This is a genomic window from Litoreibacter ponti (assembly GCF_003054285.1).
Classification (GTDB): domain Bacteria; phylum Pseudomonadota; class Alphaproteobacteria; order Rhodobacterales; family Rhodobacteraceae; genus Litoreibacter; species Litoreibacter ponti.
In genome coordinates this window covers 2,287,746-2,306,194 of record NZ_QBKS01000001.1, presented here as the reverse complement: position 1 = coordinate 2,306,194, position 18,449 = coordinate 2,287,746, and the positions used below count along the sequence as shown (strand labels likewise).

The 18,449-nt window shown below is 62.0% G+C and carries 16 protein-coding genes; 11 read left to right on the top strand and 5 right to left on the bottom strand.

The window, feature by feature from the left end; genetic code table 11:
• Positions 1 to 100 precede the first annotated feature (100 nt).
• The 3 genes from C8N43_RS11720 to C8N43_RS11710 all read left to right on the top strand — a co-directional run bounded on the left by C8N43_RS11720 (position 101) and on the right by C8N43_RS11710 (position 4,749).
• Positions 101 to 1,273 (top strand): aminotransferase class I/II-fold pyridoxal phosphate-dependent enzyme, encoded by a 1,173-nt coding sequence (locus C8N43_RS11720; protein ID WP_107845772.1) that lies wholly within the window; start codon positions 101 to 103, stop codon positions 1,271 to 1,273.
• Between the two features lie 17 nt (positions 1,274 to 1,290).
• Positions 1,291 to 4,068, top strand: a complete 2,778-nt coding sequence (locus C8N43_RS11715; protein ID WP_107845771.1) for a DNA translocase FtsK — start codon at positions 1,291 to 1,293, stop codon at positions 4,066 to 4,068.
• Between the two features lie 75 nt (positions 4,069 to 4,143).
• Positions 4,144 to 4,749: a LolA family protein gene (locus C8N43_RS11710; RefSeq protein WP_107845770.1), complete on the top strand. Its 606-nt coding sequence runs from the start codon at positions 4,144 to 4,146 to the stop codon at positions 4,747 to 4,749.
• Here the strand turns inward: C8N43_RS11710 and C8N43_RS11705 are convergent.
• Complete coding sequence (locus C8N43_RS11705) at positions 4,746 to 5,330, bottom strand: transglycosylase SLT domain-containing protein (RefSeq protein ID WP_107845769.1); 585 nt, start codon at positions 5,328 to 5,330, stop codon at positions 4,746 to 4,748. The two genes, C8N43_RS11710 and C8N43_RS11705, sit on opposite strands and share 4 nt — an antisense overlap.
• An 88-nt stretch (positions 5,331 to 5,418) precedes the next feature.
• Positions 5,419 to 6,300, bottom strand: a complete 882-nt coding sequence (locus C8N43_RS11700; RefSeq protein WP_107845768.1) for an AEC family transporter — start codon at positions 6,298 to 6,300, stop codon at positions 5,419 to 5,421.
• A gap of 85 nt (positions 6,301 to 6,385) precedes the next feature.
• Here C8N43_RS11700 and hspQ point away from each other — a divergent pair, with 85 nt between their 5' ends.
• Positions 6,386 to 6,715 (top strand): heat shock protein HspQ, encoded by a 330-nt coding sequence (gene hspQ, locus C8N43_RS11695; RefSeq protein WP_107845767.1) that lies wholly within the window; start codon positions 6,386 to 6,388, stop codon positions 6,713 to 6,715.
• Here hspQ and C8N43_RS11690 read toward each other — a convergent pair.
• The 3 genes from C8N43_RS11690 to C8N43_RS11680 all read right to left on the bottom strand — a co-directional run bounded on the left by C8N43_RS11690 (position 6,712) and on the right by C8N43_RS11680 (position 9,431).
• A complete protein-coding gene (locus C8N43_RS11690) occupies positions 6,712 to 8,292 on the bottom strand; it encodes a gamma-glutamyltransferase family protein (RefSeq protein WP_107845766.1) in 1,581 nt (526 codons plus the stop codon). The genes hspQ and C8N43_RS11690 overlap by 4 nt on opposite strands.
• 282 nt (positions 8,293 to 8,574) lie before the next feature.
• Entirely contained in the window at positions 8,575 to 9,084 is a 510-nt protein-coding gene (locus tag C8N43_RS11685; protein ID WP_107845765.1) for an ATP-binding protein, read from the bottom strand.
• Positions 9,081 to 9,431, bottom strand: coding sequence for an STAS domain-containing protein (locus C8N43_RS11680; protein ID WP_107845764.1), 351 nt, complete (start codon positions 9,429 to 9,431; stop codon positions 9,081 to 9,083). The genes C8N43_RS11685 and C8N43_RS11680 overlap by 4 nt, the downstream gene beginning before the upstream one ends.
• Before the next feature lie 98 nt (positions 9,432 to 9,529).
• On the opposite strand from C8N43_RS11680, the gene C8N43_RS11675 reads away from it, so the two are divergent.
• The 7 genes from C8N43_RS11675 to C8N43_RS11645 all read left to right on the top strand — a co-directional run bounded on the left by C8N43_RS11675 (position 9,530) and on the right by C8N43_RS11645 (position 18,406).
• The gene (locus tag C8N43_RS11675) at positions 9,530 to 10,696 is read left to right on the top strand and encodes an acetyl-CoA C-acyltransferase (protein ID WP_107845763.1); all 1,167 of its coding nucleotides are present in this window, start codon (positions 9,530 to 9,532) and stop codon (positions 10,694 to 10,696) included.
• Positions 10,693 to 11,151, top strand: coding sequence for a GAF domain-containing protein (locus C8N43_RS11670; RefSeq protein ID WP_107845762.1), 459 nt, complete (start codon positions 10,693 to 10,695; stop codon positions 11,149 to 11,151). Before C8N43_RS11675 ends, C8N43_RS11670 begins: the two co-directional genes overlap by 4 nt.
• A 116-nt stretch (positions 11,152 to 11,267) precedes the next feature.
• Positions 11,268 to 11,840, top strand: a complete 573-nt coding sequence (locus C8N43_RS11665; RefSeq protein WP_107845761.1) for a helix-turn-helix domain-containing protein — start codon at positions 11,268 to 11,270, stop codon at positions 11,838 to 11,840.
• A gap of 3 nt (positions 11,841 to 11,843) precedes the next feature.
• Positions 11,844 to 12,464: a LysE family translocator gene (locus tag C8N43_RS11660; protein ID WP_107845760.1), complete on the top strand. Its 621-nt coding sequence runs from the start codon at positions 11,844 to 11,846 to the stop codon at positions 12,462 to 12,464.
• Positions 12,465 to 12,524: 60 nt separating this feature from the next.
• Positions 12,525 to 14,978: a GcvT family protein gene (locus C8N43_RS11655; protein ID WP_107845759.1), complete on the top strand. Its 2,454-nt coding sequence runs from the start codon at positions 12,525 to 12,527 to the stop codon at positions 14,976 to 14,978.
• A gap of 103 nt (positions 14,979 to 15,081) precedes the next feature.
• Positions 15,082 to 15,954 carry a homocysteine S-methyltransferase family protein gene (locus tag C8N43_RS11650; RefSeq protein WP_107845758.1) on the top strand — a complete coding sequence of 291 codons (873 nt, stop codon included), beginning with the start codon at positions 15,082 to 15,084 and terminating at the stop codon, positions 15,952 to 15,954.
• A gap of 4 nt (positions 15,955 to 15,958) precedes the next feature.
• Positions 15,959 to 18,406 (top strand): GcvT family protein, encoded by a 2,448-nt coding sequence (locus C8N43_RS11645; RefSeq protein ID WP_107845757.1) that lies wholly within the window; start codon positions 15,959 to 15,961, stop codon positions 18,404 to 18,406.
• Positions 18,407 to 18,449: the final 43 nt, after the last annotated feature.

Genomic DNA, 18,449 nt, shown 5'->3' with positions numbered 1-18,449 from the left:
TTTGCAACACAATCTCTGGACCGCGCGGCGGGCCATGGGCTATCTTTTTGAAAAGCGGGGCGAAACGATCCCGATCCTGAGGCAGTCATAGTAGGTCCCAATGGACTTTCCCGAGCGGTTTTCGAACCTGCCACCATACGCATTTCCGCGTCTTCGGACGCTGCTCGCCGGGTTGGAGCCGGGCGGCGCGCCTGTGGACATGACAATTGGCTCGCCGCTGCACCCGTTCCCGCACTGGATCACCGACATCATCGCCGAACACGCGGCGGGTTTTGGGCCGTATCCGCCCAATGACGGCACGCCAGAGCTGCGCCAGGCCATCGCCGATTGGGCCGCGCGCCGCTACGGCGTCTCGCTGGACCCGGCGACGCAGATCCTGCCGCTGAACGGAACGCGCGAAGGGCTGTTCAACTCTTGCCTCGCGTTGTGTCCCGAAGAAAAGAACGGCCGCCCAGCGATCCTGATGCCGAACCCGTTCTATCAGGTCTACGCCGTCGCGGCGCTCGCCGTGGGTGCGGAGCCGATTTACGTACCCGCCGCGGCAGAGACAGGCTTCCTGCCGGATTTCGGCGCTTTGTCGAAAGACGTGTTGAACCGCACGGCGCTGGCCTATCTCTGCTCGCCCTCGAACCCGCAAGGGGCGGTGGCGACGCCGGATTACTGGGCCGAGCTTCTTGCTCTTGCCGAGACTTATGACTTCAAGGTTTTCGCCGACGAGTGCTATTCCGAGATCTATCGCGACACAGCCCCCATGGGCGCGCTCACTGCCGGCAAAGATCACGACCCCGAGCGGGTGATGCTCTTCAATTCGCTGTCCAAGCGCTCAAACCTTGCGGGTCTGAGGTCCGGATTTGCGGCAAGCGGACCGAAGAACATTCAGGCGATGAAATCGCTGCGCAACTACGCAGGCGCACCACTGGCGCTGCCGTTGCAACGCGTGGCTGAAAAGGTTTGGGCGGACGAGGCGCATGTCGAAGCCAACCGCGCGCTCTACCGCGAAAAGCTGGAATTCTGCGACGACCTGTTTGGCGATGTGCCGGGCTTCGTCGCGCCAGAGGCGGGCTTCTTCCTGTGGTTGCCGGTCGAGGACGGCGAAGAGATGACAAAGACTCTGTGGACCCAGACGGGCGTAAAAGTGCTGCCCGGCGCATATCTGGGCCGCGACTACCGGGGCACGAACCCCGGCAAGACATATATCCGGGTGGCCTTGGTCGCCCCAATGAACGAGCTGCAGCCGGGGCTTCGTGCCCTGAAAAGCTGTGCATACGGTTGAAGGTGAGGACGAAGAAAATGGCGTATCAGGCAAGACCACGCGATCCGTTTCTGGACAGCGACATGCAGGCCGCGATAGAGAAGCGGGGCAAAGAGATGTTTGGCCTCGCCATGCTGGTTGTGGGTGTGATGGTCACGATGATGCTTCTGTCCTACGTGCCAGAGGATCCGTCCTGGATGTCCGCCACCGACGAACCCGCGCAGAACTGGCTGGGCTATTTTGGGGCCTATCTGGCCTCGCCGCTGTTCATCATCGTGGGCTTTGGTGCTTGGGCTATTCCATTCGTGGCCGTGATCTGGGGCCTGCGTTTCATGCTGCACCGGGGCGAAGAGCGCGCGCTTGGCCGCTTGATGTTTGCGCCGCTGGCGGTTGCGCTGGCCTCTGTCTACGCGTCGACCCACGTGCCGGTGTCCGAGTGGACGCATTCCTTTGGTCTTGGCGGTCTGTTCGGCGACACGGTTCTGGGCGCGATTTTGGGCGTCGCCCCGATCAGTGCCACCTTTGGCCTTAAGGTCCTGGCGTTTATCGTTTTCTTCGGCCTGTTGTTCCTGTCGCTGTTCGTGCTGGGCTTTGACAGAGAGGAGATCAAGGCGGTCGCGCGCTTCATGTATGTCGGCATCGTTCTGACCTATGCCAGCATCATGCGCCTGCTGGGCGCGACGGGCAAAGGCGCAGTTTTTGCTGCGGTGAAGGCCAACGAGATGCGCGTGCAGCGCAAAGAGGCCAAGCTCGCCGCCGCTGCCGCTTACGAAGAGGACGCACCGATTGCCGGTCCGTCCCTGCGCCGCGCGCCGACCGTGCTGCACGCCCCGCAGCCCGAGATGGAGCCGCAGATCGAAATTGAGCAGCCAGCGCCTAAGCAAGGTCTTCTCGCCCGCTTGATGCCGCGCGATCCGGCGCCCGAGACGTTCGAGGACGAGGTGATGATCCACGATGATGTCTTGCCCGAGGACCGCATCAAGTCGAAGATCTCTGACGTCATCAAAAACCGTGGCCGCCGCACCAAGCCGCTGGAATACACTCCCGAAACCGGCGTGCGTGCCGAACCGCAGTTGACCCGCGGCCGTGGACCAGATGTCTTGCGCATAGAGCCTACGTTGCGTGCGCCTGACGCGGTCGAGGATGAATTGTTCGAGCCGGTTGCCGAACCGGCCCCGGCCACCCGCGTCTTCACGCCGGAGCCGAAGCCTGTCGTGCAGCAGCCTGTCCGCAAGCCGGTGGCGCCGTCCAAGCGCGCGCAGGCCGAAGCGCAGCCAGCGTTGCAATTCGAAGACAAGGCGTCCGAGTTCGAGCTTCCGCCGCTCAGCCTTCTGACCAGCCCGACGACCGTGACCCGTCATGTCCTGTCCGACGAGGCGTTGGAAGAAAACGCGCGCATGTTGGAAGCCGTGCTCGACGATTACGGCGTGAAGGGCGAGATCACGTCCGTGCGCCCCGGCCCCGTTGTCACGATGTACGAGCTGGAGCCTGCGCCGGGTCTGAAAGCCTCCCGCGTGATCGGTCTGTCTGACGATATCGCGCGCTCCATGTCCGCGCTGTCGGCGCGTGTGTCGACCGTGCCGGGTCGGACGGTCATCGGGATCGAGCTTCCCAACGAGAAGCGCGAGATGGTCGTGCTGCGCGAAATCCTGGCCGCGCGTGACTTTGGCGACGGCAATCAGAAGCTTCCGCTGGCGCTGGGCAAGGACATTGGCGGCGATCCTATCGTGGCCAACCTGGCCAAGATGCCTCACCTGCTGATCGCGGGTACGACCGGCTCCGGCAAATCCGTGGCGATCAACACGATGATCCTATCACTGCTTTATAAGCTGACGCCCGAGGAATGCCGCCTGATCATGATCGATCCGAAGATGCTGGAACTCAGCGTCTATGACGGCATCCCGCACCTGTTGTCGCCCGTTGTAACCGACCCGAAGAAGGCGGTAGTCGCGCTGAAATGGACCGTGGGCGAGATGGAAGAGCGCTACCGCAAGATGTCCAAGATGGGCGTGCGCAACATCGACGGCTACAATTCCCGCGTCAAAGACGCGCTGAGCAAGGGAGAGCTGTTCTCGCGCACCGTGCAGACCGGCTTCGATGACGAGACCGGCGAGCCGATCTTCGAGACAGAGGAATTCCAGCCCGAGGCGATGCCCTATATCGTGGTAATCGTTGACGAGATGGCCGATCTGATGATGGTCGCGGGCAAGGAGATCGAAGCCTGCATCCAGCGTCTGGCGCAAATGGCGCGGGCGTCGGGCATCCACCTGATCATGGCCACGCAGCGCCCGTCGGTCGACGTGATCACCGGCACGATCAAGGCGAATTTCCCGACCCGGATTTCCTTCCAGGTGACGTCGAAAATCGACAGCCGCACGATCTTGGGCGAGATGGGCGCTGAGCAGCTGCTGGGCATGGGCGACATGCTTTACATGGCTGGCGGCTCCAAGATTACCCGGGTGCATGGACCCTTCGTCTCGGACGAAGAGGTCGAAGAGATCGTCAACCACCTCAAAAGCTTCGGTCCGCCCGAATACATGTCTGGCGTGGTCGAGGGGCCGGATGACGAGAAATCCTCCGACATCGACATGGTGCTTGGGCTGGGTGGCAACACGGATGGCGAGGACGCGCTTTATGACACGGCCGTGCAGATCGTCATCAAGGACCGCAAATGCTCGACCAGCTATATCCAGCGGAAACTCGCCATCGGTTACAACAAGGCCGCGCGCTTGGTGGAACAGATGGAAGACGAAGGCGTTGTGTCGGCGGCCAACCATGTGGGCAAACGCGAAATTCTGGTGCCGGAGCAGCACTAGGCTTCATTGCGCCATGTTTCAGTAACGTGAAGGGCCGTGGGTTTAATCCCCCGGCCTTTTGCATATCTTGAGGGTATGATGATGAAACACCTGATCCTTGCCCCTGTGCTGTCGCTCGCTCTTGCGGTGCCGGCCGCGGCCGACAAGATCTCGCTTGGCGCGATCAATAAGTATCTCAACAGCTTCTCGACCGCAGAGGCGGAGTTCACGCAGATCAACGCCGATGGCTCGGTCACCACGGGTGACATTCTGATCAAGCGCCCGAACCGGATGCGGTTTGATTACGCCGCGCCCGACGACAGTCTGGTCATCGCCGGTAGCAACCGGGTTGCCGTGTTCGACCCCAAGTCGAACCTGCCGCCAGAGCAGTTCCCGCTGGCCCGGACTCCGTTGAAGCTGATCCTCGCGCGTCAGGTTGATTTCACCAAGTCGAACATGGTCGTGGGTCATAGTGACGATGGCACGGCCACGACGGTCACGGTGCAGGACCCGAAAAACCCGGAATACGGCAATATTCAGCTGAAATTCACCGACAATCCGGTGCAGCTGCGCCAATGGGTCATTACCAATGATGCGGGTCAGCAGACCACGGTCATCTTGGGTGATCTGAAAAAGGGCATCCAGATCGGTGCGGCGCCCTTCAGCATTCAGAACGAGATCAGAAAGCGCGGCCTGGACTAGGCCTTGCCACAACTGATCAGCTGGTAGCGATACATGTCCGAGCGGTCCGCGACCGCTTGGCTTACCCGCAGCAGCCAGCTTTTGCGGTTATATGAACCGCGCGCAAAGCCGGTGCGGCCCTCGTGATAGGCCAGATACTGATTGCGCGCGTCGTATTTCGAGATGCCCAGCCGCTCGTTGCTTTGGTGCATGTACCAGCCCATGAAATCGACCGCATCGCGGAAGCGGTCCCGCTTGGCGCTGAATTTTCGCTGATCCTGCTGGTATTCTTTCCAAGTGCCGTCCAGCGCTTGGCTATACCCAAAGGCCGAGCTTTGACGCCCCATCGGGATTACGCCAAGGGCGTAGCGGAACGGGGTGCGGGCATCGCCCACAAATTTGCTCTCTTGGTGGATCGTGGCCATCTGCACATGCACAGGGATACCCCATTTGCGCTCGACCTTCTTCATCTCGGTCAGCCAATTGGCGCGCTGCGAGACGATCGAGCAGGCATTGTCGAGGTTGCGCGGTGGCGCACTGCCTCCGCCGCCACATGCGGCAACAAGAAGAACGAACGCCAAAGCGGTGAAGACTTTTTTCATGGTACCTGCTCGCCTGATTGATTGGCTTTTTTCTTTGGGCAACCTTAGCGCAAAAAGCTCGCTGCGCAAAGCGCCCTGCGGTCGGAGATCAGACCAAAAACGCCAATGTGAGCGGGATATAGAGCACCGAAAGCAGCGTTGAGACGACGACAAGCCCCGCGACTGCGTCGCCGTCGGCCTCGTATTTCACGGCCAGAAGGTAAGAGGTCACGGCGACCGGGGTCGCGACCTGCAAGACGAGCACTGCGAAAGGCACCGGGTCCAACGCGAACCACACGCCTGCGGCCCATGCCGCCCCGATGCAAAGCGCGGCCTTCAAAACAGAAGTCACGATCGCCTTGGACACAGAGCGCGGTTTAAGGCGGGCCACGGCGACGCCCAGCGTGATCAGCATCATGGGGATAGCCATCTGGCCGACAAGCTCGATCGTGTTGGTCAAGAAGCGCGGTGTTTGCCAGTCCACCAGCATGAACAGCGCTCCGAGAAGTGTCGCGCCCACCAACGGCTCTTTGATCACCTTGGAAAGCGAGCCGCCGCCCGACACCAGCCAGACCCCAAAGGTGAAAGAATAAATCGCCATGATCGCGAATATAACGACGGCATAGCCCAGCCCCTCGTCCCCGAAGGCGAACAGCGCAAGCGGCAGGCCGAGATTGCCCGTGTTGCCGAAAATCAATGGGGCAAGGTACGTCCGCAGCTCCATTCGACCCAGTTTCACGATGATGAAACACCCTAGGGTTACAAGCCCGTAGGCCGCGACGGCAGCCAATGAAACAGTCGTCAGGGCGTCCGGGGCGATCTCTGTTTGCATCAACGCCACAAAGATCAGCGCGGGCACTGAAAGGGTCATCGCCAGCCGTGTGACGAACTCGATTCGGTAGTCAAATCCCAGTTTGACCCACGTGAACCCGATGGCTGCGAGCAGGAATACCGGAGCCACGATTTCCAAGACGGTTAAAATTAAGTTCACAGACTGTTTCCTTGAAAATGGCGGCGGATTGATGGACAAACCCCCGCCCGGGACGCTATCTACGGGTATAAGAGGTTGCAATCTAATGCTGAGAACTCAGGCCAAATACACGTTGGGCCAAATCGTGCGGCACAAGAAACATCCCTTCCGAGGGGTGATTTTTGACGTCGATCCAGAGTTTTCAAATACCGAGGAATGGTACGACAACATCCCTGTCGAAAGTCGTCCTCGCAAGGATCAGCCGTTCTACCACCTGCTCGCCGAAAACGATGAGAGCTACTATGTGGCTTATGTGTCAGAGCAGAACCTGACGCCGGATATGACCGGCGAGCCGGTTGATCACCCCGACCTGGGCGCCATGTTCGGCGACTATGACGGTCGGGGCAAATATCCGCTTCAGTTCGACTTCAACTAGTAGCCAATCGCGCAGCCATCCTTGCGCGGGTCTGACGCGCCTTGAAGCGTGCCGTTTTCGCGGTCGATCATGATCGCCTGTGCCCCGCCAATCGGCGTCTCGGGGATTGAGACGGTATGCCCCATATCCGCAAGTTCCTGGCGGACCTGATCTGAATAACCCCGCTCGACCTTCATGTCGCCCGCGTCCGAGAAGCTGCGTGGCGCGTCGATCGCTTGCTGCGGATGCTTGCCGAAATCCACCAGATTGGTGACAAACCGCGCATGGCCGTTGGGCTGGTATGCCCCGCCCATCACCCCAAACGGCATGATGACTTCGCCGTCTTTGCGCAGCATGCCGGGGATGATCGTGTGCATCGGGCGTTTGCCGCCCGCCGCCTCGTTCGGGTGCCCCTCTTCCAAAGTGAAGCCCGCACCGCGGTTCTGGAACAGAATTCCGAACTTGTCCGACGCGATGCCGGAGCCAAAGCTGTGAAAGATTGAATAGATCAGCGACACAGCCATCAGGTCTTTGTCGACGACGGTGATGTATATCGTGTCTTTGTGCACCTGCTCCGACAGTTTGACCGGATTTGCCATCGCCTTGGTCGGGTCGATCAGGGCGGCAAGCTCTTTGGCGGTCTCCATAGACAGCATATGGTCGACCCGCGTCATGTGGTCCGCATCCGACAGGAAGCGGTTGCGGGTGTCATAGGCAAGTTTTGCGGCCTCCGCTTCGATATGCGCACGCGCGGAGCCCACAGGATTGAGCGACGGCAGGTCGAACTGCGCCAGAATGTTGTTCATCAAGATCGCCGTCGCGCCTTGCCCATTGGGCGGATGCTCGACCAACTCCAGATCCTTGTATGTGCCGGCGATCGGCGTGGTGTAATCGCATGCCGTTGCGGCGAAATCATCCAACGTGTGCGATCCACCAGCGGCTTGCAGCGATGCCACCATGTCCTCGGCCACCTCGCCCTCGTAGAAGCCCGCGCGTCCGTGCTGCGCCACGCGCCGCAGGACCTCGGCTTGCTTGGGCGCGCGGAAGACCTGTCCTGCGCCGGGGGCTTTGCCATTGATCAAGTAGAAATCCTTGGCGGCGCCTTGCGGAGTCGCTTCGGCCTCGGCCCAATCGAAAGCGGTGCGCGGTCCGACCGCGATGCCCGCCTCCATGTAGTGGATTGCCGGGGCGAGAGTGGCCTTCAGGCCGATCTTGCCGTGGTCCTTGCTGAGCCTACAAAACGCGTCGATCGCGCCGGGTATCGTGACTGCGTCAGACGTGCTGATCGGGACGGTCGCAAGCCCGCGGTCGCGCATCTCGGCGGCAGATAACCCAGCGGGCGCGCGGCCGGAGCCGTTGAGCGCGATGATGTCATCCTCACCCGGTTTGGCGAGCAGCACAAAGCAATCTCCGCCGATCCCGGTCATCTGAGGCTCGCAGAGCCCCAACAAAACGGCCCCGGCGATTGCGGCGTCGACGGCGTTCCCGCCAGCCTCCAGAATTTGCACGGCAACTTTCGCGGCCAGCGGATCTGACGTGGCGCACATGCCATTCGTGGCAAAGACCGCCGAGCGGCCCGGCTGATGAAAATCGCGCATGGATGAAACCCTTCCCTGTCCTTCACGGCAAAGGATAGGCGCAGACCCAGGATTGTCCATGGGGCGCATAAGTGTCTGACATGTTGGGGGAGTTGGACTCGACGCCGCGCATCTGGGTGGGGGCTGATTAACGCGACGCCGAGTGAAGCCATGCAGCTACGAGACTTGTATCGTGTCAGACTGGGGCCGTGTGTGGGTGCCTTTGTGAAATCGCTTCGACCTTTTTGAGGCCAGATTATGGAGTGTTGCCAATCTGGCGACAATCAATGACTGGGATGGCGATCAGAACGCGATATTCGCAGGGTCCTCGTCACCCTCGTTCTTTCCACGCGTGCGGATCTGGGCGCAAAAGATGTTTTGAGACCCGATGCGGCGATATTCCATGTGCGATGACAGGGAGCGGATGAAAAACCAGCCGAATCCCCCCTCCGGCAGATCGTTCATTTCCTCCGGCAGATCTGGTTGATCCAGCTCTGGTGGCGTCAGGCCGGGCATTGGAATTCCATAATCGCGCGTCTCGATCGAGATCATATCATCCGTGCACAGGACGGAAATCGACAGCGACCCCAGATTTGTCCCTTGATAGCTGTGTTCCGCGATGTTGTTCATCACCTCCGCCAGCACGATCTCAGTGCTGATAATACCTTCAGACTGGGCGGGAAACTCAGTCTGCAGGCACCGCATGATCTCGATGATCGTGTCCCGGATTGCGAACGGGTCCGCGTTGATCGACTCCTCGAAATGGAGCCGCGGCGGAGACGACATGAAGGAATACCGGGCGACGTTGCTCACGCTGCATCCTGCCCTTTCGAGCCGTCATGGGACAAAGCGGTCGCCATATCGGTATGCAGCATGAACACCTTATCCATCCGGGTGAGCTTGAAAACCTTGTCCACCGTGGGCGTCAGCGTGCACAGCTCCAGCTTGCGACCGCCCAGAAGCTTCAGAGCCGCGACCATCGCGCCGAGCCCGCTACTGTCCATGAAATTGACCGAGCGCAGGTCCATCACGACGCGACCGTCATGGTCCGCAACGGCTGCACGGAATTCATCTTTCAGGTGGATCGCACTGGCTGCATCGATCCGGTTTTCGTCGACCTCAAGGATAAGAACACTTCCGTCTTTCCGCGCACTCAACATATTGGCTACTCCTGGCAATGATTGCCGAAGGGAGTAGACCTCAAAGGTTACCATCCGGTATTCAGGTCCCAACTGATCCACGCAAAAGGTAATTCAAAATGTCGGTATTAATCGTCGGCGCCAGCCGCACCCCGATGGCGGGATTTCAGGGCGATTTCGCGGCCGTCGATGCCCCCAGCCTTGGGGGCGTTGCGATCAAGGCGGCGTTGGAGCAAGCAAATCTTAAGACGGTGGATGAGCTTTTGATGGGCTGCGTGTTGCCTGCAGGCCAAGGTCAGGCGCCGGCCCGTCAGGCTGGCTTCGCGGCGGGCTTGGGCGAAGAGGTGCCTGCCACGACGCTCAACAAGATGTGCGGGTCCGGCATGAAGGCGGCGATGATGGCCTTCGACCAGCTCTCGCTGGGTCACGCCCAAACGATGGTCGCAGGCGGGATGGAGAGCATGACAAACGCGCCCTACCTGCTGCCGAAGATGCGCGGCGGGGCGCGGATCGGGCACCAGAATGTGCAGGATTCGATGTTTCTCGACGGGCTGGAAGACGCCTATGACAAAGGCCGCCTGATGGGCACCTTCGCCGAGGATTGTGCCGAATCCTTCCAGTTCACCCGCGAGGCGCAGGATGATTATGCGCTGCGTTCACTGTCGAATGCGCTCGAGGCGCAGCGGACCGGAGCTTTTGCGGCCGAGATCGCGTCCGTCGAAGTACGGGGGCGCACAAGTGTCACCGTCACCGAGGACGAGCAGCCGGGAAAGGCGCGTCCGGAGAAGATTCCGCACCTCAAGCCCGCTTTCCGGGATGGGGGTACAGTGACGGCCGCCAACTCCTCCTCGATCTCCGATGGGGCAGCGGCGTTGGTGCTGGCGTCTGAGGCCGCGGTCGGGGAACATGGCCTGACCCCGCGCGCGCGCATTCTCGGTCACGCAAGCCATGCGCAGGCACCGGGGTTGTTCACCACGGCACCGGTTCCCGCGGCGCAAAAGCTGCTCGACCGGCTCGGATGGTCCAAGGAAGACGTCGACCTGTGGGAGGTGAACGAGGCGTTCGCCGTGGTTCCCATGGCGTTCATGCATGAAATTGGGCTCGACCGGGACGTCGTGAACGTCAACGGCGGTGCCTGCGCGCTTGGCCACCCCATCGGCGCGTCGGGCGCGCGGATTATGGTCACGCTGCTCAATGCGCTGGAGACCCGCGGCCTGAAGCGTGGCGTGGCGGCAATCTGCATCGGCGGTGGCGAGGGCACTGCGATCGCGTTGGAGCGGGTATGAGCGTCGATTACGCAACGCTTGCCAAAACCATCGCAGCCCTGACAGAGGGTGAGACGGACGCAGTCGCCTTGATGGCAACGGTCGCGTGCGAAGTGCACCACGCGGACGCCCGGTTTGATTGGACCGGATTTTACCGCGTTGTTGGGCCGGAGATGTTGAAGATCGGCCCTTATCAGGGCGGCCATGGATGCCTCGTGATCCCGTTCTCGCGCGGGGTGTGCGGCGCGGCTGCGCGAACCGGCGAGGCGCAGTTAGTTCCCGATGTCGATGCGTTTCCGGGCCATATCGCTTGCGCCAGCTCAACCAAATCGGAACTGGTGCTGCCGGTGTGGAATGGCGAAGGCGCGCTGCTTGGGGTGTTTGACATCGACAGTGACCAGCCTGATGCGTTTACGCAAGAGGATGCGGATGCGTTGCAAGCGATCTTGAAAGGCGTCTTTGCGAACGCGGCCTAGGTGTCATAGGCCGCCTCTCCCATAAGGCTGGCACACGTAAAAACCCTTGCACGACTCGTGTATTTTCTGGCACGCATGAAAAATAGGATGAATTTTTCACGAGGCCAAGCCGTCCAGTGCGCCACACCCGACCCGAGACCACGAATACACTTGGTGCGGACCTGCGCGCGCTGCGCAAGGCGCGCGGCCTGACGTTGGCGGCCTTGGCCGACGCGCTCAATCGTTCCGTGGGGTGGATCAGCCAGGTGGAGCGCAACATCTCGGAGCCTTCCATCACCGACCTGCGCCATTTTGCGCGCGCGCTTGATGTGTCGGTCTCGAGCCTGTTCCGCCAGGAGGCCGCCGAGGCGTCTGAGCAGGGCTTCATCGTGCGCGCTGGCGCCCGCCGTCCCATAGGCTCACGCGCCGCGGGGCTGGTGGAGGAGCTTCTGTCCCCTGATCTGACCGATGATTTCGAGGTGGTGCATTCCACTTTCGAGCCCGGCGCGTCGCTGGATGAGCCCAACGCACGGCCCACGCAAGAGGTCGGGTACGTCACTTCGGGCAAGCTCGATATCGAGATCGGCGGCGTTTGGCATCGCCTGACCCGCGGTGACAGCTTTCGCATACGTGGCGAGGCGTATCGTTGGCGCAATCCCTACCCGGACCCGGCGGTCGTGATCTGGGTCATCGCGCCCCCGGTGTATTGAGCCATGAGTTGGGAAGGATGGGTCATATTCGCGCTATTTTGGGTGGTCTTCGTGACCACACCGGGCCCGAATGCGGTCAATTGCATCCAGAACGGCATGACACTTGGTTTCCGAAAGGCGCTTTGGGGCGTGCTGGCGATCCTGACACAGGCCACGCTGTTCATGTTGCTGTCCGCAGCAGGGGTCACCGCGATGCTGGCCTCCGTGCCGGAGGCGTTTTTCTATGGCAAACTGATTGGTGCCGCGGTGCTGATCTGGCTGGGTATGCGCGGCTGGCTGAACGCGGCAAGGCCGATCAAGGCAGACGACCGCCCGGGCGGCGTCTACCTGAAGGCGTTTCTGATCGCGACGATCAATGTCAAATCTGTCGCGGGCTATTTCGCGGCCTTCACCCAGTTCATCCAGCCCGACATCCCGGTCTGGGGCCAGATGTGGGTGATCATGCCCACGGCCCTGACCATCACGGCGGCCAGCTACCTGATCTACACGGCCATCGGTGCGGGCCTCGGGCGCGCGGCGATAGGCGCTGTGTTGAATGTGTGGGTGCGACGCATTATGGCCGCCTGCTTTGTCATCTACGGCGTGCTGCTCGGCAGCGCGTCCGCCCCCGGACGGCCCGCGTGATGCGGGCCATTTGCAACATCGCGGGCATCGCACCGCACCACGATCAAAAGGGAGAGACCCATGTCTGATTTTCCAACGACGGCCCGTGTCGTCATCATCGGCGGCGGCGTCGTGGGCACATCGACGCTGTTTCATCTGGCGCGCGCGGGGTGGACAGACTGCGTGCTGCTTGAAAAGAACGAGCTGACGGCGGGCTCGACCTGGCATGCGGCGGGCAACTGCCCGAACTTCGCGCCCAACTGGGCTGTGATGAACATGCAACGCTTCGGGCTGGAGATGTACCGCACCCTGGCTGACGACGTGGGCTACCCGATGAACTACCATGTCACCGGCTCTATCCGTCTGGCGCACGGCAAGGAGCGGATGCAGGAGTTCGCGAAGATATCTTCTCAGGCGCGCTACCAAGGCCTGACCATGGATGTCTGCACCCCCGGGGAGCTGCGCGAGCGCCATCCGTTCATGGAGACCCACGATCTGGAGGGCGGCCTTTGGGACCCGCTGGACGGCGATATCGACCCGGCCCAGCTGACCCAGGCGTTGGCCAAGGGCGCACGGGATGCGGGCGGGCGGATCGAGCGCTTCTGCTCGGTGACCGGGATTGACCGCGACGGCGACGAGTGGATCGTGAAGACCGAAAAGGGTGATGTCCGCTGCGAGAAGGTCGTCAACTGCGCGGGCTACTACGCGCAGCGTGTGGGCGAGATGTTCAAGCCCTTTGGCGGACGCACGGTGCCCATGGTGGTCATGTCCCACCAGTATTTCCTGACCGGCCAGCTGCCCGAGCTGGAGGCCTGGACGACGGAGAAGGGCCACAAGGTGCCCCTGTTGCGCGACCCGGACATCAGCTACTACCTGCGGCAGGACAAGAACGGACTGAACCTTGGCCCCTATGAGCGCAACTGCAAGGCGCACTGGGTCACTCCGGACGATCCGATGCCGGAGGATTTCTCGTTCCAGCTGTATCCTGACGATCTGGAGCGGCTCGAGTTCTATATCGAGGACGCGATGGCGCGGGTGCCGCTGCTGGGCGAAGGCGGGGTGGAGCGCAACATCAACGGGCCAATCCCCTATGCGCCGGATGGGCTGCCGATGGTCGGCCCGATGCCCGGCGTGAAGAACGCTTTCGAGGGCCATAGCTTCACCTTCGGCATCGCCCAGGGCGGCGGCGCGGGCAAAGTGCTGTCGGAATGGATCATGCATGGCGAGACGGAAATGGACATGTGGTCGGTCGACCCGCGCCGCTACACGGATTACGCCGATCACGACTATTGCCTGTCGAAGGCGCTGGAGACCTATGGCCACGAATATGCCATGCACTTCCCGCATCACGAATGGCCCGCCGGGCGCGACAAGAAGCTGTCGCCGAATCATGAAACGCTGCTCGCCTCCGGCGCGCAGATGGGCGCCTACAATGGTTGGGAGCGCGCCAATTGGTTCGCCAAGGACGGCGACGACACGTCCGAGGAGGCGACCCAGACCTGGGGGCGCAAGGGACCGTGGGAGCAGCGGATCAAGGAGGAGGTCGAGGCGGTGCGCGATCACGCGGGCGTTCTCGATATGCCCGGCTTCTCGCGCTACACGCTGACAGGGGCGGGCGCCGCCGAGTGGCTGCGCGGCCAGATTGCGGGCGCGCTTCCCAAGGTGGGCCGCATGAACCTAGGCTACTTCACCGACTCGCGGGGCCGTGTCGTGACCGAGGTCACGATCATTCGCTGGGGCGAGGATGATTTCTGGATTATGACCGCTGCCGTGGCACAGTGGCATGACTTCGAGTTCCTGAAATCCCGCCTGCCGGAAGATGGATCGCTGGCGCTCATCGATATCACCAAAGAGTGGTCCGCTCACATCCTGACGGGCCCGAAATCGCGCGAGATGTTGGCAGGCATCTCCGAAGGTGCCGATCTGGAACGCGGCTGGCTGTCCATGCAGGACGCCACAGTTGCGGGCAAGCCCGCCAAGCTGTTCCGCATCTCCTTTGCGGGCGAGCTGGGCTGGGAGGTGCACACCGCGTTCGACGACAGCCCCGCGGTCTATGACGCGATCCGCGCTGCGGGGGCTGTACCGTTCGGGATGTATGCGCTGAATTCGATGCGCATCGAGAAAGGCTACCGGACGTGGAAGGGCGATCTGTCTACAGATTACACTCTGTTGGAGGCCGGTCTCGACCGTTTCCTGCGTCTGGGCAAGGAGCAGGATTTCCCGGGCAAGGCCGCGCTGGCCAATGAGATGCAGCAGGGGCCGAAGAAAGGCTTCGTGACGCTGGTGGTCGAGGCGAACGGGGCCGACGCGCCCTACATGTCGCCGGTGTGGCATGGCGACGAGATCGTGGGTGAGACGACGTCGGGTGATTGGGGCTACCGGGTGGGTAAGTCCATTGCGCTTGGTGTCGTCAAATCGGAGGCCGCCAAGCCGGGCACCGAACTGCATGTCGAGATCTACGGCACGAAATGCCCCGCGGTGGTGCAGGAGGATGCGCCGCTATGGGATCCCGAAAATGAAAGGATCCGCGCCTGATGGATGTTGCGCCCTTGTCTGAGCGCGGGCCCGCCCGCCTCCCTTCCATGCTGCGCATGTCACCTTCGGTGGCAGCGCCGCTGCGCGGCGCTGGGGTCGCGCCATGAGCCTGACGATATTGGATGGCGGCATGGGGCAGGAACTTCTTGCCCGCTCGAAACGTGCGCCCACCGGGCTGTGGTCGGTGCAATTCCTGCTTGATGACCCTGATCTCGTGCGCGAGGTGCACCGAATGTATTTCGAGGCAGGCGCACAGATCGCCACGACAAACACCTATTCTGTCCTACCGGACCGGCTGGATCACCACGGGATTGGCGACCGGCTTGATGCGCTGGGCATTCTTGCGTGCACATTGGCCTGCGAGGCGCGCGACGCCCATGGGTCGGGGCAGGTGGCAGGCTCGCTTGGGCCCATCGGGTTCTCGTACCAACCCGACAAGGCGCCACCGGCGGAGCAGGCCGCCGAGGCCTATGCTCCGCTTGCGCTGCGCCACGCGGACTATGTCGACTTCCACCTTTTGGAGACGATGTCATCGGTAGAACAGGCACGCGGCGGGGTTATGGGCGCAAGCGTCACCGGCAAGCCGATCTGGCTTGCGGTCTCGGTTGACGACACAGACGGAAGCAAACTGCGCTCCGGCGAGCCTGTGGCCGACATCCTGCCGCTTGTGGCCGAGTTCGGCGTGGCCGCCATCTTGGTCAACTGCTCTGCGCCCGAGGCGGTCAGCCAAGCTGTTGAGCTTTTGCAAGGCACAACGCCCGTCGGGGCCTACGCCAACGGGTTTGTCGCTATCGCAAACAACTTCTCCGAGATCGGCGCGACGGTTGACCTATTGGAGGTGCGCGAGGACCTCGACCCGCCTGCCTATCTCGACTTTGCCAAGCGATGGGCCGCCTCGGGCGCGTCGATTATCGGCGGCTGCTGCGAGGTGGGCCCCGATCACATTCGCGCACTGGCGCAGCACTTCAAAGGATAGGCCAATGACCCTCCCCTCTTCTGCCCGTGTGGTCATTATCGGCGGCGGCGTCATCGGCTGTTCGGTCGCCTACCATCTGGCCAAGCAGGGCTGGACGGACATCGTCCTGCTGGAGCGTAAGCAGCTGACGAGCGGCACCACATGGCACGCCGCGGGCTTGATCGCGCAACTACGCGCGACAAAAAACATGACGAAGCTCGCCAAGTACAGCCAAGAGCTTTACGGCGATCTCGAGGCCGAGACGGGCGTTGCCACCGGCTTCAAACGCTGCGGCTCGATCACTGTGGCCCTGACTGATGAGCGCCTCGAAGAGATCAGCCGCCAGGCCGCCATGGCGCGCAGTTTCGGGGTGGAAGCGGAGCCGATCTCGCCCTCTGAGGTGAAGGCGAGATACGAGCATCTGAATATCGAAGGCGTTACCGGCGGCGTCTACCTGCCGCTCGACGGGCAGGGTGATCCGGCCAATATCGCGCATGCGCTGGCCAAGGGCGCGCGTCAGAACGGGGCGCTGGTCAAAGAAGGTGTACTGGTCACGGCCATCCAGAAGGAAGACCGCCGCGTTATCGGGGTCAGCTGGAAAGACAAGACCGGCGAGACGGGCCAGATCGCCTGCGAGCATGTCGTCAACTGCGGCGGCATGTGGGGGCACGGCATCGGCCGCATGGCAGGCGTGAACGTGCCTTTGCACAGCTGCGAGCATTTCTACATCGTGACCGAGGCGATCCCCGGCCTGACCCAGATGCCGGTGCTGCGGGTGCCGGATGAATGCGCCTACTACAAGGAAGACGCGGGCAAGATGCTGCTGGGCGCGTTCGAGCCGGTCTCGAAGCCCTGGACCCTCGACATCCCAAAGGAGTTCGAGTTTGATCAGCTGCCTGAGGATTTCGACCATTTCGAGCCGATCCTTGAGAATGCGGTCACCCGGATGCCGATGCTGGCTGAGGCGGGCATTCACACCTTCTTCAACGGTCCGGAAAGCTTCACGCCGGACGATGCGTACCATCTGGGTCTTGCGCCTGAGCTGGACAATTTCTGGGTTGCCGCGGGCTTTAACTCTATAGGCATCCAGTCTGCGGGCGGTGCGGGCCAAGCGCTGGCGCAGTGGATGGATGCGGGCGAGAAACCTTTTGATCTGGGCGACGTGGACATCAGCCGGATGCAGCCCTTTCAGGGTAACCGGACCTACCTGTTCGAGCGCTCCAAGGAGACGCTGGGCCTGCTGTACGCGGACCATTTCCCTTATTTGCAGAAGAAAACAGCCCGTGGCGTCCGGCGCACGCCGTTTCACAAGCACCTGCTGGACCGGGGCGCAGTGATGGGCGAACTCGCAGGCTGGGAGCGCGCCAACTGGTTTGCCCGCGCCGATCAGGAACCGGCCTATGAGTACTCGTGGCAGCGTCAGAACTTCTTCGACAACGTGCGTGAGGAGCACATGGCGGTGCGCCAAAACGTGGGCATGTACGACATGTCCTCCTTCGGCAAAATCCGGGTGCAGGGTCGCGCGGCCGAGGCGTTTCTGAACTTTGTGGGCGGCGGCGACTACTCGGTACCCGTGGGCAAGATCGTCTACACCCAGTTCCTGAACGCCAGGGCGGGGATCGAGGCGGATGTGACCGTCACGCGTCTGGGCGAATTCGACTACCTCGTCGTGACCCCCGCCGCCACGCGGTTGGCCGACCAAACCTGGATGGAGCGCATCGCACGGGCGCGGGATTTCGATGTGGTAATCACCGATATGACCGCAGCAGAGGGCGTGCTGGCCGTGATGGGACCTCGGTCGCGGGAGCTGTTGCAGGCGGTCAGCCCGAACGACTTCAGCAACGAGACCAACCCATTCGGCACCGCGCAGGAGATCGAGATCGGCATGGGGCTCGCCCGCGCGCATCGCGTGACCTATGTGGGCGAGCTGGGCTGGGAGATCTATGTCTCCGCCGATATGGCCGGCCATGTCTTCGAGACGCTGGCAGAGGCGGGCGAGCAGTTCGGCATGCGCCTGTGCGGGATGCACATGATGGACACCTGCCGGGTCGAAAAAGGCTTCCGCCACTTCGGCCATGACATCACCGCCGAGGACCATGTGATGGAGGCGGGGCTGGGCTTTGCGGTCAAGAAGGACAAACCTGACTACATGGGCCGCGACGCAATCCGCGCCAAGCAGGACGAGGGGCTGCAGATGCGCCTGTTGCAGTTCAAACTGACCGATCCCGAGCCGCTCTTGTACCACGCCGAGCCGATCCTGCGCGATGGCGAGATCGTCAGCTACCTGACCTCCGGCGCCTACGGCCATTTCGAGGGCGCCGCGATGGGCATGGGCTACGTGCCGTGTCAGGGCGAGACGCTGGCCGATGTGCTGGCCTCGAGCTACGAGATCGACGTGGCCGGGACCCGGGTGAAGGCAGAGGTGTCATCGAAGCCCTTCTATGATCCAACCTCGGAGCGGGTGAAGGTCTGACAACTGGGGCTTGCAACCGCGCCGTGCGGGTGCTGAATGTCGG

Coding starts and splice junctions, on each gene's coding strand:
- C8N43_RS11690 (WP_107845766.1), bottom strand. CDS start 8,292: ATGCGCGATTTTCATCAGCCGGGCCGCTCGGCGGTCTTTGCCACGAAT.
- C8N43_RS11705 (WP_107845769.1), bottom strand. CDS start 5,330: ATGAAAAAAGTCTTCACCGCTTTGGCGTTCGTTCTTCTTGTTGCCGCA.
- C8N43_RS11680 (WP_107845764.1), bottom strand. CDS start 9,431: ATGTTGAGTGCGCGGAAAGACGGAAGTGTTCTTATCCTTGAGGTCGAC.
- C8N43_RS11655 (WP_107845759.1), top strand. CDS start 12,525: ATGTCTGATTTTCCAACGACGGCCCGTGTCGTCATCATCGGCGGCGGC.
- C8N43_RS11645 (WP_107845757.1), top strand. CDS start 15,959: ATGACCCTCCCCTCTTCTGCCCGTGTGGTCATTATCGGCGGCGGCGTC.
- C8N43_RS11670 (WP_107845762.1), top strand. CDS start 10,693: ATGAGCGTCGATTACGCAACGCTTGCCAAAACCATCGCAGCCCTGACA.
- C8N43_RS11715 (WP_107845771.1), top strand. CDS start 1,291: ATGGCGTATCAGGCAAGACCACGCGATCCGTTTCTGGACAGCGACATG.
- C8N43_RS11710 (WP_107845770.1), top strand. CDS start 4,144: ATGATGATGAAACACCTGATCCTTGCCCCTGTGCTGTCGCTCGCTCTT.
- C8N43_RS11650 (WP_107845758.1), top strand. CDS start 15,082: ATGAGCCTGACGATATTGGATGGCGGCATGGGGCAGGAACTTCTTGCC.
- hspQ (WP_107845767.1), top strand. CDS start 6,386: ATGCTGAGAACTCAGGCCAAATACACGTTGGGCCAAATCGTGCGGCAC.
- C8N43_RS11720 (WP_107845772.1), top strand. CDS start 101: ATGGACTTTCCCGAGCGGTTTTCGAACCTGCCACCATACGCATTTCCG.
- C8N43_RS11675 (WP_107845763.1), top strand. CDS start 9,530: ATGTCGGTATTAATCGTCGGCGCCAGCCGCACCCCGATGGCGGGATTT.
- C8N43_RS11660 (WP_107845760.1), top strand. CDS start 11,844: ATGAGTTGGGAAGGATGGGTCATATTCGCGCTATTTTGGGTGGTCTTC.